The organism is Sphingomonas cellulosilytica, assembly GCF_052321755.1.
Classification (GTDB): domain Bacteria; phylum Pseudomonadota; class Alphaproteobacteria; order Sphingomonadales; family Sphingomonadaceae; genus Sphingomonas.
The window spans coordinates 110,334-124,996 of sequence record NZ_JBQRTT010000002.1; the positions used below are offsets into that span (position 1 = coordinate 110,334).

General features: G+C 70.6%; 10 protein-coding genes and 1 tRNA gene. 6 read left to right on the forward strand and 5 right to left on the reverse strand.

Annotated elements, in window-relative coordinates:
- Positions 1-2: 2 nt before the first annotated feature.
- Genes ACTZQ5_RS03705 through ACTZQ5_RS03725 form a run of 5 tightly spaced genes read right to left on the reverse strand, consistent with a single transcriptional unit; the run spans position 3 to position 8,144 of the window.
- Positions 3-1,265, reverse strand: a complete 1,263-nt coding sequence (locus ACTZQ5_RS03705) for a TolC family outer membrane protein (RefSeq protein WP_443583816.1) — start codon at positions 1,263-1,265, stop codon at positions 3-5.
- A complete protein-coding gene (locus ACTZQ5_RS03710) occupies positions 1,258-3,681 on the reverse strand; it encodes an ABC transporter permease (protein ID WP_443583817.1) in 2,424 nt (807 codons plus the stop codon). Before ACTZQ5_RS03710 ends, ACTZQ5_RS03705 begins: the two co-directional genes overlap by 8 nt.
- A 36-nt stretch (positions 3,682-3,717) precedes the next feature.
- Positions 3,718-6,138, reverse strand: coding sequence for an ABC transporter permease (locus tag ACTZQ5_RS03715; protein ID WP_443583818.1), 2,421 nt, complete (start codon positions 6,136-6,138; stop codon positions 3,718-3,720).
- Between the two features lie 9 nt (positions 6,139-6,147).
- Positions 6,148-6,843: an ABC transporter ATP-binding protein gene (locus ACTZQ5_RS03720; RefSeq protein WP_443583819.1), complete on the reverse strand. Its 696-nt coding sequence runs from the start codon at positions 6,841-6,843 to the stop codon at positions 6,148-6,150.
- A 14-nt stretch (positions 6,844-6,857) separates the two neighbouring features.
- Positions 6,858-8,144 (reverse strand): efflux RND transporter periplasmic adaptor subunit, encoded by a 1,287-nt coding sequence (locus ACTZQ5_RS03725; RefSeq protein ID WP_443583820.1) that lies wholly within the window; start codon positions 8,142-8,144, stop codon positions 6,858-6,860.
- Positions 8,145-8,186: 42 nt separating this feature from the next.
- Between ACTZQ5_RS03725 and ACTZQ5_RS03730 the strand changes: the two genes are divergently transcribed.
- The 6 genes from ACTZQ5_RS03730 (at position 8,187) to ACTZQ5_RS03755 (ending at position 14,653) form a co-directional block, all read left to right on the forward strand.
- On the forward strand, positions 8,187-9,494 hold the full coding sequence (locus ACTZQ5_RS03730; RefSeq protein WP_443583821.1) for a sigma-54-dependent transcriptional regulator: 1,308 nt from the start codon (positions 8,187-8,189) through the stop codon (positions 9,492-9,494).
- Complete coding sequence (locus ACTZQ5_RS03735; RefSeq protein ID WP_443583822.1) at positions 9,484-10,680, forward strand: sensor histidine kinase; 1,197 nt, start codon at positions 9,484-9,486, stop codon at positions 10,678-10,680. Before ACTZQ5_RS03730 ends, ACTZQ5_RS03735 begins: the two co-directional genes overlap by 11 nt.
- A 216-nt stretch (positions 10,681-10,896) precedes the next feature.
- Complete coding sequence (rpsA, locus tag ACTZQ5_RS03740; protein WP_443583823.1) at positions 10,897-12,615, forward strand: 30S ribosomal protein S1; 1,719 nt, start codon at positions 10,897-10,899, stop codon at positions 12,613-12,615.
- 131 nt (positions 12,616-12,746) lie between these two features.
- The gene (locus ACTZQ5_RS03745; RefSeq protein ID WP_443583824.1) at positions 12,747-13,028 is read left to right on the forward strand and encodes an integration host factor subunit beta; all 282 of its coding nucleotides are present in this window, start codon (positions 12,747-12,749) and stop codon (positions 13,026-13,028) included.
- Between the two features lie 60 nt (positions 13,029-13,088).
- A tRNA-Leu gene (locus tag ACTZQ5_RS03750) sits at positions 13,089-13,172 on the forward strand.
- A 113-nt stretch (positions 13,173-13,285) separates the two neighbouring features.
- Positions 13,286-14,653 carry an ABC transporter substrate-binding protein gene (locus tag ACTZQ5_RS03755; RefSeq protein ID WP_443583825.1) on the forward strand — a complete coding sequence of 456 codons (1,368 nt, stop codon included), beginning with the start codon at positions 13,286-13,288 and terminating at the stop codon, positions 14,651-14,653.
- The last annotated feature ends 10 nt before the right edge of the window (positions 14,654-14,663 follow it).

Here is a 14,663-nt window from a genome sequence, read left to right on the forward strand (position 1 = left end):
CGTCACCGAAAGGCATCGGGCTGCATCCGGCCGACAGCGCGTAGCAGGGCGGCCTGCGCCGTCAGCATGTCGGCCTGCGCCCGCGCGACGTCGAGTTGCGCGGCGCGGAAGCTCTGGTCGGCGACGAGGATGTCGATCGTCGAGCGCAGGCCGAAGCCATATTCCGCCCGCACGCCCTTCAGCGCGAGGTCGGCGGCGGCCAACCCTTCAGTACCGGCACGCAGCCGCGCCTGCGCGGCGGTGAGGTCCGCCCATGCCGCGTCGGTGCCGCGCACCGCCTCGCGCGCCGCGGCATCGGTCTGGTACCGATCGGCACGCCACGTCGCCTCCGCCTGGCGGACGCGCGAGCCGATGAGGCCGCCGGTCAGCAGCGGTATCCGCACGGTGGCGCCGACGCTGGCCGCGCTGTCGAAGCCGCGCCAGTCGCCGCCGGCGCTCCGCCATCCGCGGCCATAGCCGCCCGCCAGATCGAGGCCGGGCATCCGCTCGGCGCGTGCCTGATCGATCCTGGCGGCGGACGCATCGACGACGCGTCGTTGGGCGAGCAGCAGCGGATTGGCGCGTTCCGCCGCGGTTCGCGCATCGGCGAGCGTGCGGGGCAGCAGCGGCGATGGTGCGATGGCGTCCGACAAGGCGCCGGCATCGCGGCCGACCACAGCGCGATAGGCCGCCTGCGTCGCGGCCAGCGCGCTTTCCGCGTCGGCGAGATTGGCGACGACGCTGGCCCGCTGAGCCTGGAGCTGCGCGACGTCGGTGCGCGTCGCCTGACCGAGCCCGAAGCGCGACTGCGCCTCCGCCACCTGCCGGTCGAGCCGCTCGATCCCGACGCGCGCCACCTCCACCGCCTGCTGATTGTAGAGGAGGGCGGCGTAAGCCGCGACCACGCGCTGGAGCACCGCCGCCTCCGCATCGCGCACGATCTCCGCGCCCGATGCGACATCGGCGTCGGCCGCCCGCACCGCCGATGCGACCCGCCCGCCGGTCCAGATCGGCAGCGTCGCCACCACGCCGGTGCTGCCCGACCGGCCGTAACCGAGTTCGTCGTAGCCGGCATTGCCGCTCGCCGCAGCGGTCAGCCGCCCGGCCGAGCGCGCCTGTCGCGGCGTTTCGGCCAGCGCCTCCTGCCGGGCGCGGGCGGCGGCGAGTTCGGGATTGCCGGCCCAGGCGGCGGCGATCGCCTCCGGCAGCGTCTCGGCATAGCCGGGCGCCGCGACGACAAGCGTCGCCGCGACCAGCAGTGTCGCGCGGATACGCCGCTCAACCATGGCGCAGCGCCCAGGCGGGGGTGGCGCGGCTGGCGCGGAGCGACTGGCCGAGCACCGTCAGCACCGCGATCGCGGTGGCCAGCAGGCTGGCGGCAAGGAAGTAGAGCGGCGACAGCGCCACCGCATCCGCAAACCCGGCGAGCCAGCTACGCAGCGCGATAAACGCGATCGGCCAGGCGATGAGGTTGGCGAGCAGCACCGGGCGCAGGAACTGACCGACCAGCAGCCTGACGATATCGGCGGATGACGCGCCCAGCGTCTTGCGGATGCCGATCTCCTTCACCCGCCGCGCCGTGTTGAACGAGGCGAGCCCCCACAGGCCGACGCAGCCGATCAGCACGGCCAGCACGGCGCCGATGCCGAACAGGCGCGTCGCCCGATCGTCGGCCTTGTAGAATTCGGCAAGCCGCTGATCGGCGGTCTTCGCTTGGAACGGCACCTGCGGGACCATCCGCTGCCACACGCCGCGCACCGCCGCCGTGATGGCTTGCGGATCGCCGCGGAAGCGCAGGGTGGCCATCGCCGTGCCCAACGTCTCCGGCCGGCTCTGGTACATGTAATAGGTCGGCGCATTGGGATCGCGCGGCGAGGCGAAGCGCAGGTCGTCGATGACGCCGATGACGGTTCGGGGGCGGTTGCCGCCGACCGTCTTGCCGATCGCCTCCTGCGGCGAGCCCAGGCGGAGCGAGGACAGCGCGCGGCGGTTGACGACGATATTGATACCCTTGGCTAAGTCCCGCGCCTGGACGTCGTCGGCCCCATGCACCGAGTCGAACAGCCGGCCCGCGATCAGCCGCGCGCGATAGGTATCGAAGAAGCGGGGTCCGACGACCTCCCAGCGCAGCGACGGGCCGCTGCCCGGCACGCCCGGCAACGGCACGTTATTGGCATTGTCCTCGCCACTGCCGCCCGCCACGCCGTTCGACAGCGTCACCTCGACGACCTGCGGCAGCGCGGCGATGGCGTTGACGACCGAGCGTTTCTGCGCCGGGGGCACCCGGCCGTCGGCGATGGAGCCGAGGATCAGCAGCCCGTCGCGCTGGAAGCCGAGATCGGTCTGCCGGACGTGCCGCGTCTGCGCGACCAGCACGATCGTGCCGATGGTGAAGGCGATGGCCAGGCCGAACTGCAGGACGACGAGCGCTTCGCGCGTGCGGGCGCCCGATCGCCCGCCGCCCGGCGTGCGCGCCGATGCGAGGACGGCGGCGGCGGGGAAACGCGACAGCAGCACCGCCGGATAGGATCCCGCGACGATGCCGACCAGCAGCACCAGCAGCGCGAGCGCCGGCACGACTACCCCATAGGGCAGCGTCAGCGACAGGCCACCCGCCGCATTGACCAGCGGCAGCCCCAGTTCGGCGAGGATCAGCCCGACCAGCGCCGCGGCGGTGACGGTCAGCATCGCTTCGCCGAGGAACTGGCGCACCAGTGAAAGCCGGTCGGCGCCCAGCACCTTGCGCATCGCGACCTCGCGGGCACGCAGACCCGCCCGCGCCGTGGCGAGGTTCACATAGTTCACGATCGCGATCAGCAGCGTCAGCACGCCGACCAGGCCGAGCGTCACCACCGTCGTCTTGCGGCTGCCGCTCTCCTGCCCCTGCGGTTCGAGATGAAGGCGGGCGACGGGGAGCAGGCGCAACTGCTGCACCGCCCACGGCCGCTCGCCCGGTGCGGCGAGTTCGCCGCCATGCCGGTTGACGAATGCCTGCATCTTTCCGCCGAAGGCACGTGCCGCCGCGGGCGTTTCGAAGCGCAGGAAGGTCTGGAGCGAGGTGCTGCCCCAGTGGAACCAGTTCGTCGAAGGCGGGGTGCGCGGCAGCGGGATCAGGATGGAGAAATCGAGCTCGCTGTCCTTGGGCAGATCGCGAAACACGCCGGCGACGCGGTAGCTGCCCGGCGCATCCATCGCCACCGTCAGCGGCTGGCCGATCGGGTTGGCAGTGCCGAAATATTTGGCTGCAACGCTTTGGCTGATGAGCACGCCCCCCGGCCGGGCGAGGCCGCTCGGCCCGTCGCCATGCACCATCGGCAGATCGAAGACCTGGAAGAAGGCGGGGTCGACCTGCACCACCCCCTCCTGCGTGGCGCGGCCGTCCTGCAGCACGCTGCCGTTGCCGCCGCGGATCCGCGTACCGACCAAACCGGGGAAGTCGGCCTGCATCTGATCGAGCAGGCCGCCCATCGTATAGGGATAGGCGCCGTTCGCCGGGCTCTCCGGCAGGCTCCACACCGTCTGCACGGCATAGATGCGGTCGTGGCGGGGCAGCCACGTGTCGTACCCCGTCTCGAAGCGCACATAGAGGCCGAGCACCAGGCAGACGGCGATGCCGACCGCCAGCCCGCCGATGTTGAGCGCCGCATAGAGTTTATGGCGGGTGAGCGAGCGATATAGCGAAAGCAGCGCGTAGCGGTTCATGGGACGATCCCGTTCAGGAGGAGGCGGGCGGGGCGGTCAGTCATGGCGCAGCGCCCAGGCAGGCGCCGCACGGCTGGCGCGGAGCGCCTGGGCAAGGACGGTCAGCAGGGCGATGGCGAGCGCGAGCAGGCTGGCGGCCAGAAAATAGAGCGGCGACAGCGCGATCCGGTCGCCGAACCCGGCCAGCCATGTCCGCATCGCTACCCAGGCAAGCGGCCAGGCGAACAGGTTGGCGATCAGCACCGGGCGCAGGAACTGGCCGACCAGCAGCCGGACGATATCGGCGGACGAGGCGCCCAGCGTCTTGCGGATGCCGATCTCCTTCACCCGCCGCTGGCTGTTGAACGCGGCCAGTCCCCACAATCCGACGCAGCCGATCAGCACGGCCAGTCCCGCCCCGATGGCGAACAGGCGCGTGGCGCGATCGTCATCCTCGTAGAGATGGGCCAATCGCCGGTCGGCGGTGTCCGCGATGAACGGCACATCGGGCGCCTGCCGCCGCCACGTATCGCGCACCCGGTCGAGCATCACGCGCGGATCGCCGGTGAAGCGGATCGCGGCCATGGGCGCGGGCGGCATGTCGCGGTAATATTGGTAATAGGTCGCCCGTTGCGGCGTGCGCGGCGATGCGAAGCGCAACGGGTCGATCACCCCGACGATGGTGCGCGGCATGGCACCGCCGACCGTCCTGCCGATCGCATCGGCCGGCGAGTGGAAACCGAGCGCCCGCACGGCGGTGCGGTCGATGACGATGTTGCGGCCCTGCTTCCACCGTGTCCAGTCGCTCGCATCGTCGGCGCCGTGCCTGTCGTCGAAGAGGCGGCCGGCGAGCAGACGCGGGCCGTATGCGGCGAAGAAGTCCGGTCCCACGGTAACGGCCATGATCGTCAGCCCAGGCCCGCCGGGCCGCTCGATCAAATCAATATTGCCGATGCCGTCACCACCGGGGCTGACGCTGCCCGCCCCCGCCGCGACGACGCCAGGCAAGCGACGGAACGCGGCAATGATCGGTCGCGACTGCGGTGGAAAGATCCGCCTGTCGGCCAGCGATGGCACCACGATCAGCCCGTCGCGGCGGAAGCCCAGATCGGATCGGCGGACGTGAAAGGCCTGCGCCGCGAGGACGATCGTGCCGATGATGAAGGCGACCGCAAGGGCGAACTGCACCACGACCAGCGCCTCGCGCGCCCGCGTGCCCGTCCGGCCGCCGCCGGGTGCCCGTGCCGAGGCGAGTACGGCGGCGGCCGGATAGCGGGACAACAGCAGGGCGGGATAGGCGCCTGCCATCACGCCGACCACCAGCGTCACCGCCACCAGCACCGGAACGACGAGTCCGTAGGGCAGCGCAAGCGACAAGCCCGCCGCCGCGTTGACGAGCGGCAGGCCGAGTTCGGCCAGGATCAGCCCGACCAGCGCGGCGATCGCCACGGTCAGGATCGCTTCGCCGAGGAACTGGCGGATCAGCATCGCCCGATCCGCGCCCAGCACCTTGCGGATCGCCACTTCGCGTGCCCGCAGCCCGGCACGCGCGGTGGCGAGGTTCACGTAGTTCACCGCAGCGATCAGCAGGGTCAGCACGCCGACGATACCCAGTGCGGCGATCATCAGCGGGCGGCCGCTGTTCTCGCCGCCGAAGGGTTGCAGGTGAACGCGGGTGACCGGCAGCAACGACAGCGAAATGACCTTGTCCGGCGCCGGCCCCAGATCCTGTCCCGCGTGTCGCCGGATGAACGCCGGCATCTGCGCGGTGAAGCGCGCCGCGGCGGCGGGCGTGGGGAAGCGCAGCACCGTGGTGACCGCGGCGGTGCCCCATCTGTACCACGCCCATTCGGCGGGCGGCGGCGTGCGCGGGATCGGGATCAGGATGGTGGCGGACAGGTCGGTATCGGCGGGCAGGTCCTCGAACACGCCAGCGACCCGATACGGGCGTGGATCATCGACCGCGATCGTCAGCGTCCGGCCGATCGGGTCCGCCGCACCGAAGAGCGTGCGCGCCGCCGACCGGCTGACGAGCGCCGCCGCGGGATCGGCGAGTGCGGCCGCCCCGTCGCCACGCACCATCGGCAAGGCGAAGACCGAGAAGAACGACGGATCGACCTGCGCCACGTCCATCCGCAGCGCCTCGCCGGCGCGCAGAACGCTGCCGCCGTCCTTGCCGCCGCGGACGCGCGTCCCGACCAGGCCGGGGAAGTCCGCGCGCATCTGTTCCAGCATGCCGGCCATCGTCTGCGGATAGGCGCCGTTGAACGGGCTGCCCGGCAGATGCAACTCGCTCTGGACCAGGTACAGCTCGCGATGGTGCGGGAGCCAGCGTTCGAAACCCAGTTCGAATCGCACGTAGAGGCCCAGCACCAGGCACACCGCGATACCTACGGCCAGCCCGCCGATGTTGAGCGCGGCATAGCCCTTGTGCCGGGTCAGCGCGCGATGCAGCGTCGTCATGACATGGCCGGTCATCGCGCCGCCTCAGATCGCGCGCATCGCGGAGGCGACGATGCGGCCGTCGAGCATGTCGATCCGTCGCTTCGCCATGTCGGCATGGCTTGGCGAGTGGGTGACCATCACGATCGTCGCCCCTTCCGCATTGAGGCTGGCGAGGATGTTCATCACCTGCTCGCCGTTGGCGGTGTCGAGGTTGCCGGTCGGCTCGTCGGCGAGGATCAGCTGCGGATCGCCGACGATCGCGCGGGCGATGGCGGCGCGCTGCTGCTGCCCGCCGGACAGCTGGTGCGGGAAGTGGCGGGCGCGGTGGGCGATCGCGACCTTGTCCATCGCCGCCGCCACCCGCGCCCGGCGACCGGCCTGCCCCGCCCCTGTCGCCGTATCCTTGCGATAGGCGAGGCCGAGCGCGACATTCTCCTCGATCGTCAGTTCGTCGATCAGGTTGAAGCTCTGGAAGACGAAGCCGAGCGTCGCGCCGCGGAATTTCGCCAGCTCCTTCTCGCTCAAGGCGGCAAGGTCGCGCTCGCCGAACGAATATCGGCCCGCGGTCGGCCGGTCGACGGTGCCCAGCGTGTTGAGCAGCGTCGACTTGCCGCAGCCCGACGGCCCCATGATGGCGAGGAATTCGCCGTCGGCGACCTCCAGGTCGATGTCGCGCAGCGCGGTGGTCTCGACCTCGTCGGATACATAGCGGCGCTGGATGTTTTCGAGACGGATCATGTCGGCTCTCCCGGCTAGCGGATGTTGAGGATGTCGCCCTTCACGGACGCGGTGTTGCTGGTGACGATGCGGGCGCCGGGCTTCAGGCCGGACAGGATCTCGACCTGCTCGGGATTGCGGCGGCCGGTCTTCACCGCCCGGCGCCGGGCATGCGCGCCGTCGGCGTCGAGCACGAAGGCCGAGGTGCCGCCCCCCGATTCAAGCCAGCCGCCGACCGGCGCGACCAGCGCGACCGCCGCGCTGCCGAGCGTGATCCGGATATCGAGCGTCTGGCCGCGGTTGAGCCCCCGGGGTCCCGCGCCGTCGAAGGTCAGTTCGACGCGGAAGCGCCCGTCCTTCACCGCCGGCAGCACCTTGGATACGGTGAGCGCCGCGCCGTCCAGCGTGCGGGCGCGCTGCCCGACGGCGACGCGGCCGAGGTAATATTCGTCGACGTCGGCCTCCAGCTTCCACGATCCTTCGCTGTCGACCTGCCCCGCCGGGTCGCCGGGCTTCAGCGTCTGCCCCGGTTGCAGCGTGAAGTTGGTGAGGCGCCCGTCCGCCGGCGCGCGGATCGTCAGCGCCTCCAGCCCGCCGCGTACCGCCGCGAGATTGCCGGACAGGCGCTGCTGCGTGTCGGCGAGGCGGGCGCTTTGCGTGGCGGTGATCCGCGCCTCCGCCGCGCGGCCGGTGCGCAGCTGTGCCAGCCGCTTTTCCTGATAGGCGGCCTCTTCCTGGAAGCTGCGCACGCCGGCATCCGACAGGAAGCCCTGATCGTGCAACTGCTGGCGGACGGCCAGATCGCGCCGCGCCTTGATGAGGTCGTATTCCGCCTGCGCGACCTGGGCGGCGCGATCCAGGCTGTTGCGCTCGATCCCCAGCCCTTCGCCCGCGACGCTGCCGAGCTGTCCGGCGATCTGCGCCTCGCGGGTGAGCACGTCCAGGCGCAGTTCCGGGTTGGCGAGCGTGGCGAGCGGCTGTCCCGCGGTGACGGTTGCGCCGTCCTGCACCAGCAGCCGCTCGACCTGGCCGCCGGACAGCACGCCGACCAAGGTGGTCACCCGCGGCGCCACCGTCGCGCGCACCGGCAGATAGTCGTCGAACCGGGCGCGCGTCACCTCCCCCGTCTCGATATCGGCGGCGGCGATGTCGGTGGATCCGCTCGCCGGCAGCACCCGCCACACCGCCAGCGCGATCAGCAGAACGGCGACGCCGATCAGGGCCGGGCGCCCCCGCCACCACGGCCGGCGAGGGCGCGCGACGCGCCGGTCCATCGCCGCTCCGGGAGAGGTGCTTGCGCCGTGATCGGGTTCGGTCATCATGGGCGCAGTGTCGCTCACCACCCACGAAAAGCCTAAAGCGCTATGGATAAACGGTTTTTTCAGAAGGCGGACGATCCTGTCCGTCCACGGTCGGACGGACCGTCCACGAATGGACGGCCGGCGGGGTCGTCAAGCGCGCTGTCGATCCTGCTGATCGACGACAATCCGCATGTCGCCGAATCGCTCGGGCTGGCGGTACGGCTCGCCGGTCACGCGCTGGAACGCGCCGCCGATCCGGAGGAGGCGCTGTCGCGGCTTGCGGTCGGGCGGTACGATGCGATCCTGCTCGACATGAACTATGCCGCGGGGCGGACCGGCGGCGAGGAAGGCATGGCGCTGCTCGGCCGCATCCTCGCCGACGATCCGGGCGCCAGGGTGGTGGTCATCACCGCGCACAGCGGCATCCGCATCGCGGTGGAGGCGATGCGCGCCGGCGCGCGCGATTTCGTGATGAAGCCGTGGCGCAACGCCGATCTGCTCGCCCGGCTGGAACGCGCGGCGGCTCCGGCGACGGCCGCACCGATGCCCTTGCCGGTCGATCCTCGGCCGCAGGCGGATGCGCTGCGGCTGATCGGCGACAGCGACGGGATCGTCCGCGCCCGCGACCTGATCCGCCGCGTCGGGCCGACGCTGGCCGGCGTCCTCGTCACCGGTGCATCGGGCACCGGCCGCACGCTGGTCGCGGCCGCGATCCACGCCGCCTCGCCTCATGCGGAGCAGCCGATGATCCGCGTCGACCTGCGCGATGCCCCGGCGTGGCAGCGCCTGGACGATGCATCCGGCACGCTGCTGCTGCGCCATCTCTCCGCCCTCGACGCGGTGGAGCAAGCGCGCCTGCTCGACCGTCTGCCCGACGCGGCGCGGATCATCGCCATCGCCGATGACGCAGCGGCGATCCACCCGGCGCTGGCCCGGCGCGTCGCCGCCGTGGAGATCGCCCTGCCCCCGCTCGCCTCCCGCGGGGACGATGCGCTGCTGCTCGCCCGCCATTTCGTCCGGATCGCGGCGGAGCGGCACGGGCGCCCGGTGCCGCAGCTGACCCCGTCGGCCGAGGCCGCCGTGCTGCGGGCGCCATGGCCGGACGAGGTGCGCGGGCTGGCGGCCGCGGTGGAGCGCGCCGTCCTGCTCGGCGACGGCGGGGTGATCGACACCGCCCTGCTGCTGCCGCCGGCGCCCGCCCCGGCCGTCCCCGCCGCTACCGCACCGTCGCGCTTCGACCTGGAGGAGAATGAGCGCGCGGTCATCGCCGCGGCGCTGCGCCAGCACCATCACAACGTCACCCACGCGGCGAACGCGCTGGGCCTCAGCCGCGGGGCCTTATACCGCCGCATGGAGCGCTATGGCTTCTGATCGGCCGCTCGCGTGGCGCGGGGCCGGCAGCGTGCTGGCGACCGAAGGCCTGCTCGCCGCCAGCGGCGCGGCGTGCGTGCTCGCCTGGCAGATGCACTGGTGGGCGACGCTGTTCGGCGCATCGCTGTGCCTGTGCGGGATCGCCGGCTCGCACGGCTGGCAGGCGCTGCATCGCCGCGCCGGCGCCACGGACGCGACCGCCGGCCGCACCGATGCCGAACCTGCACCCTTGCGCCCCCTGCTCGATCAGGTGCCGCTGCCGCTGGTCCGCGTCGATGCGACCGGCGCCCATGCGATCAACCGCGCGGCACGGATCGTGTTCGACACGGACGACCGCATCCTGCCCGCCGTGCCGGCGCTGCTGGAACGAGGCGCCGACCGGCTGAGTCACGAGGGGCGGCACTGGCGGATCGACGCGGTCGAGATCGGCGCCGGCGAACGCCAGCTCGTCCTGATCGACGTCGAGGCGGAGGCACAGGCCGCCGACATGCGCGCGGGCAACGAGATGATCGACATCCTCGGCCACGAACTGCTCAACGGCCTGTCGCCCGTCGTCTCGCTGGCCGACAGCGCAGTCACCGCCGCCGCCCGGGGCGATGCCATGTTGCCCGATATCCTTGCCACGCTGGCACGGCGCGTCGAGGGACTGGAAGGCTTCACCCGCGCCTATCGCCTGCTGTCACGCCTGCCCGACCCGCTGCCGGCGCCGGTGGCGCTGGGTGATCTGGCACAGGATCTGCGCCGGCTGTTCGCCAGCCGCTTCGGGACGTCGGTCGCGCTGGCGCTCGATCTGCCCGCCGATGCCAGTGCGCATGTCGACCGCGACCAGCTGACGCAGGCGATCTGGGCGCTGCTGCAGAATGGCGCGGAGGCGGCGCTCGCCGCGTCGGGACCGCCGCGGATCACGCTGGCCTTCGCGATCGGCACCCAACGCCTGACCGTATCCGTTGCGGACAGCGGCGCAGGCATCGCCCCCGCCGACCGTTCGCGCATCTTCCGCCCGTTCTTCACCACCAAGCCGTCGGGATCGGGGATCGGCCTCAGCCTGGCGCAGCGCATCGCCCGTGCGCATGGCGGCGACCTTCGGCTGCTGCCGGTCGCCACCACCACCTTCGAACTGCGCACCTGCGCGGGCGGCGGCGGAGCAAAGCCTTGCGACCTTGCCAAAACGGCCGGTTTCGCCTAAGGGCCGCCGGTCCGACGAGCAGGAGCTCGCGGAGGACGGCGCAGATCGGCCCAGCCGCTCAGCGCCCTTTTCGCATCCGCGCATCGTATCTCCTCCGCCCGATCCCGCCCGCTGGATGCCGCGACCGGCATGGGGCCGCCGTGGCGTTTTCAGCCAAGACCAGCGGAGCCAACCGCTTGGCCGGAAACAGATAAAACTCGAGGACACTCTAACCCTATGGCTACCCAAGCCCTTCCCAGCCGCGACGATTTCGCGGCGATGCTCGATGACATGTTCGGCGGTGCCGACAGCTTCGAGGGCCGCGTGGTGCACGGCACCGTCACCGCGATCGAGAACGACCTCGCCGTCATCGACGTCGGCCTGAAGTCCGAAGGCCGCGTGCCGCTGCGCGAATTCGCCGCACCGGGCCAGAAGGCCGACCTGAAGGTCGGTGACGAAGTCGAAGTGTACGTCGACCGCGTCGAGAACATGCATGGCGAAGCGATGCTCAGCCGCGACCGCGCCCGCCGCGAAGCCGCCTGGGACAAGCTGGAGCTGGAATTCAGCAAGACCGCCCGCGTCGAGGGCGTGATCTTCGGCCGCGTCAAGGGCGGCTTCACCGTCGACCTGTCGGGCGCCGTGGCGTTCCTGCCGGGTTCGCAGGTCGATATCCGTCCGGTGCGCGACGTCACGCCGCTGATGGACATCCCGCAGCCGTTCCAGATCCTGAAGATGGACCGCAAGCGCGGCAACATCGTCGTGTCGCGTCGCGCCGTGCTGGAAGAAACCCGCGCCGAACAGCGTTCGGGCCTGATCCAGAGCTTGGCCGAGGGCCAGATCATCGACGGCGTCGTCAAGAACATCACCGATTACGGTGCGTTCGTCGACTTGGGCGGCATCGACGGCCTGCTGCACGTCACCGACCTCAGCTACAAGCGCGTCAACCACCCGTCGGAAATGATCGCGATCGGCGACACCGTGAAGGTGCAGATCATCCGCATCAACAAGGACACGCAGCGCATCAGCCTCGGCATGAAGCAGCTCGAGTCCGATCCGTGGGATGGCGCATCGGCCAAGTATCCGGTCGGCGCGAAGCTGTCGGGCCGCGTCACGAACATCACCGAATATGGTGCGTTCGTCGAACTGGAAGCGGGCATCGAAGGCCTGGTCCACGTCAGCGAGATGTCCTGGACCAAGAAGAACGTCCATCCGGGCAAGATCGTCTCGACCTCGCAGGAAGTCGATGTGGTCGTGCTCGAGGTCGACGAGGACAAGCGTCGCATCAGCCTCGGCCTCAAGCAGGCGCAGAACAATCCGTGGGAAGCGTTCGCCGCCGCCCATCCGATCGGTTCGACCGTCGAGGGCGAAGTCAAGAACGCGACCGAGTTCGGCCTGTTCATCGGCCTGGACAACGACGTCGACGGCATGGTCCACATGTCGGACATCGCCTGGGGCGTGTCGGGTGAGGATGCCCTCAACCTGCACCGCAAGGGCGAGACCGTGCAGGCGGTCGTGCTCGACATCGACGCCGAGAAGGAGCGCATCAGCCTCGGCATGAAGCAGCTCGAGCGTGGCGGCCCGTCGGTCGGCGGCGCGAGCGCATCGGGCGACCGCCTGAACAAGAACGCGATCGTCACCGTGACCGTGCTCGAAGTCCGCGATGCGGGCCTCGAAGTGCAGCAGGGCGACGATGGCGCGACCGGCTTCATCAAGCGCACCGATCTCGGCCGCGACCGCGACGAACAGCGTCCGGAGCGTTTCCAGGTCGGCCAGAAGTTCGACGCGATGGTCACCGGTTTCGACCGGTCCAAGAAGCCGACCTTCTCGGTCAAGGCGATGCAGATCGCCGAAGAGAAGCAGGCGGTGGCCCAGTACGGTTCGTCCGACTCGGGCGCGACGCTCGGCAACATCCTGGGCGAGGCGCTGAAGGCCCGCTCGGACGCCGAAAAGAAGTAAAGGAGAACGGGCCGGAGCATTGCTGCTCCGGCCCTTCTTTTTTTGTCAAGTACGTACGATCCGGCTCTATACGCGTCCTGAATTGATCTTTATCAAGCGCCCCACGAACGAGCGCGGGTAGGGACCTTGCGATGATCCGATCTGAATTAGTGCAGAAGCTGTGTAATCATAACCCGAGCCTCGCGACGCATGATGTCGAGGCGATCGTGACGACGTTCTTCGACGAGATCACCCGGCGACTCGCCTCCAATGGCCGTGTCGAACTGCGCGGCTTCGGCGCCTTTTCTACCCGCGAGCGCGATGCCCGTACCGGCCGCAACCCGCGCACCGGCGAAATCGTCGCCGTGAACGCCAAGCGCGTTCCGTATTTCAAGCCCGGCAAGGAAATGCGCGCACGGCTCAACGTCGCCTGACCATTGCCGTCGATGGCGGCTTGACGCCCGCCCCTCGCTGCGCTTGTCGTGCGCGCGTGTGCGGACGTGGCGAAACCGGTAGACGCAGCCGACTTAAAATCGGCTTCCCCTGGAGTGCGGGTTCGAGTCCCGCCGTCCGCACCACCACGCTCTCGCTGTCTCGTGCCTTCGGATCGCCCGTCACGCGCGCCCTGAGGCTTCCGCTGCTGATCGCGGCCGCGGCTTCCGGATGTAGTCAGCGTCCCGATTCGGGACCGGTGATCGCCAGCGCGATCGGCGGGCCGCCGCGGCTGGTCGATCCGGCGCGCGGGCGGCCGGATACGCCCGCCCGGCTGCTGCTCGATGCGACGGCCGAGGGGCTGGTCCGCTTCGATGCGACCGGCCAGATCGAACCGGGTCTCGCCGAACGCTGGATCGTGATCGACCAGGGAATGAGCTACATCTTCCGGCTGCGCGAGGCGCAGTGGAGCGACGGCAGTCCCGTGCTGGCGGAACAGGTGGTCGCGCATCTGCGCCGGGAACTGGCGCCGGGATCGCGCAATCCGCTCAGTCCTTTCCTCACCGCGGTCGACGAGATCGTGACGATGACGCCGCAGGTCATCGAGGTGCGCCTGCGCCGCCCCCGGCCGGACCTGCTGAAGCTCTTCGCCCAGCCTGAACTGGCGTTGTGGCGCAGCGACAAGGTGGGCGGCGCAGGCCCGATGCGGATCGTGCGGGCGGCGCGCAGTCCGTTGCTGCGCCCGGCCTTCGACCCCGACCGCGCCGATCCCGAGGATCAGCGGCGCACCCGGCCGGAACAGGACGTGCGGCTGATCGGCGAACGCGCAGCGCGGGCGATCGTCCGCTTCGCCGCGCGCGATTCGGACTATGTCACGGGCGGCACCTTCGTCGATTGGCCGCTGGTCGGACTGGCGGCGGTGGCGCCTGCCAACATCCGCCTCGACCCCGCCGCCGGCCTGTTCGGCCTGGCGATCCTCACCCGCGACGGCTTTCTGGCGGATGCGCGCAACCGGGCGGCGATCAGCGGCGCCATGGATCGCGCGGCGATCACCGGAGCGGTGATGCAGGGTTGGGAACCGGCGGAGCGCATCCTGCCGGACACGCTCGACTCGGCAGCCCCCCCTGCCCTGCCCGGCTGGTCGCTGCTCACGCCCGATCAACGCCAGGAACAGGCGCGCGCTGCCGTCACCGCCTGGGGATCGCCGGTGCATCTGCGTATCGCGTTGCCACCCGGTCCCGGTGCCACCCTGCTCTATGCGCAGGTTGCCGCCTCGCTGCTCGGCGTCGGCATCACCAGCGAGCGTGTCGCCATCGGCGGCGCGGCCGACCTCCAACTCGTCGATCGCGTCGCGCCCTATGACAGCGCGCGCTGGTATCTGGCGAATGGCTGTGCCGTTTGCGGCGAAGAGGCGCAGCGCGCGCTGATCGCCGCGCGCGACGCACCGACGCTACAGGAACGATCGCGCTTGATCGCCGCAGCGGATGCTGCGCTGGCCAGCGACACCGCCTTCATCCCGATCGCCCGCCCGCTGCGCTGGTCGCTGGTGGCGATGCGCCTGCGCCAGTGGCGGCCGAACAGCCGCGCCTGGCACCCGTTGAACCGCCTGCGCGACGATCCCAATTAAGGGGCATGAA

Excerpts from the sequence above, each read along its gene's own strand:
- ACTZQ5_RS03735 (WP_443583822.1), top strand. The coding sequence starts at position 9,484 with ATGGCTTCTGATCGGCCGCTCGCGTGGCGCGGGGCCGGCAGCGTGCTG.
- ACTZQ5_RS03730 (WP_443583821.1), top strand. The coding sequence starts at position 8,187 with ATGGATAAACGGTTTTTTCAGAAGGCGGACGATCCTGTCCGTCCACGG.
- ACTZQ5_RS03720 (WP_443583819.1), bottom strand. The coding sequence starts at position 6,843 with ATGATCCGTCTCGAAAACATCCAGCGCCGCTATGTATCCGACGAGGTC.
- ACTZQ5_RS03705 (WP_443583816.1), bottom strand. The coding sequence starts at position 1,265 with ATGGTTGAGCGGCGTATCCGCGCGACACTGCTGGTCGCGGCGACGCTT.
- rpsA (WP_443583823.1), top strand. The coding sequence starts at position 10,897 with ATGGCTACCCAAGCCCTTCCCAGCCGCGACGATTTCGCGGCGATGCTC.
- ACTZQ5_RS03725 (WP_443583820.1), bottom strand. The coding sequence starts at position 8,144 with ATGATGACCGAACCCGATCACGGCGCAAGCACCTCTCCCGGAGCGGCG.
- ACTZQ5_RS03745 (WP_443583824.1), top strand. The coding sequence starts at position 12,747 with ATGATCCGATCTGAATTAGTGCAGAAGCTGTGTAATCATAACCCGAGC.
- ACTZQ5_RS03710 (WP_443583817.1), bottom strand. The coding sequence starts at position 3,681 with ATGAACCGCTACGCGCTGCTTTCGCTATATCGCTCGCTCACCCGCCAT.
- ACTZQ5_RS03715 (WP_443583818.1), bottom strand. The coding sequence starts at position 6,138 with ATGACCGGCCATGTCATGACGACGCTGCATCGCGCGCTGACCCGGCAC.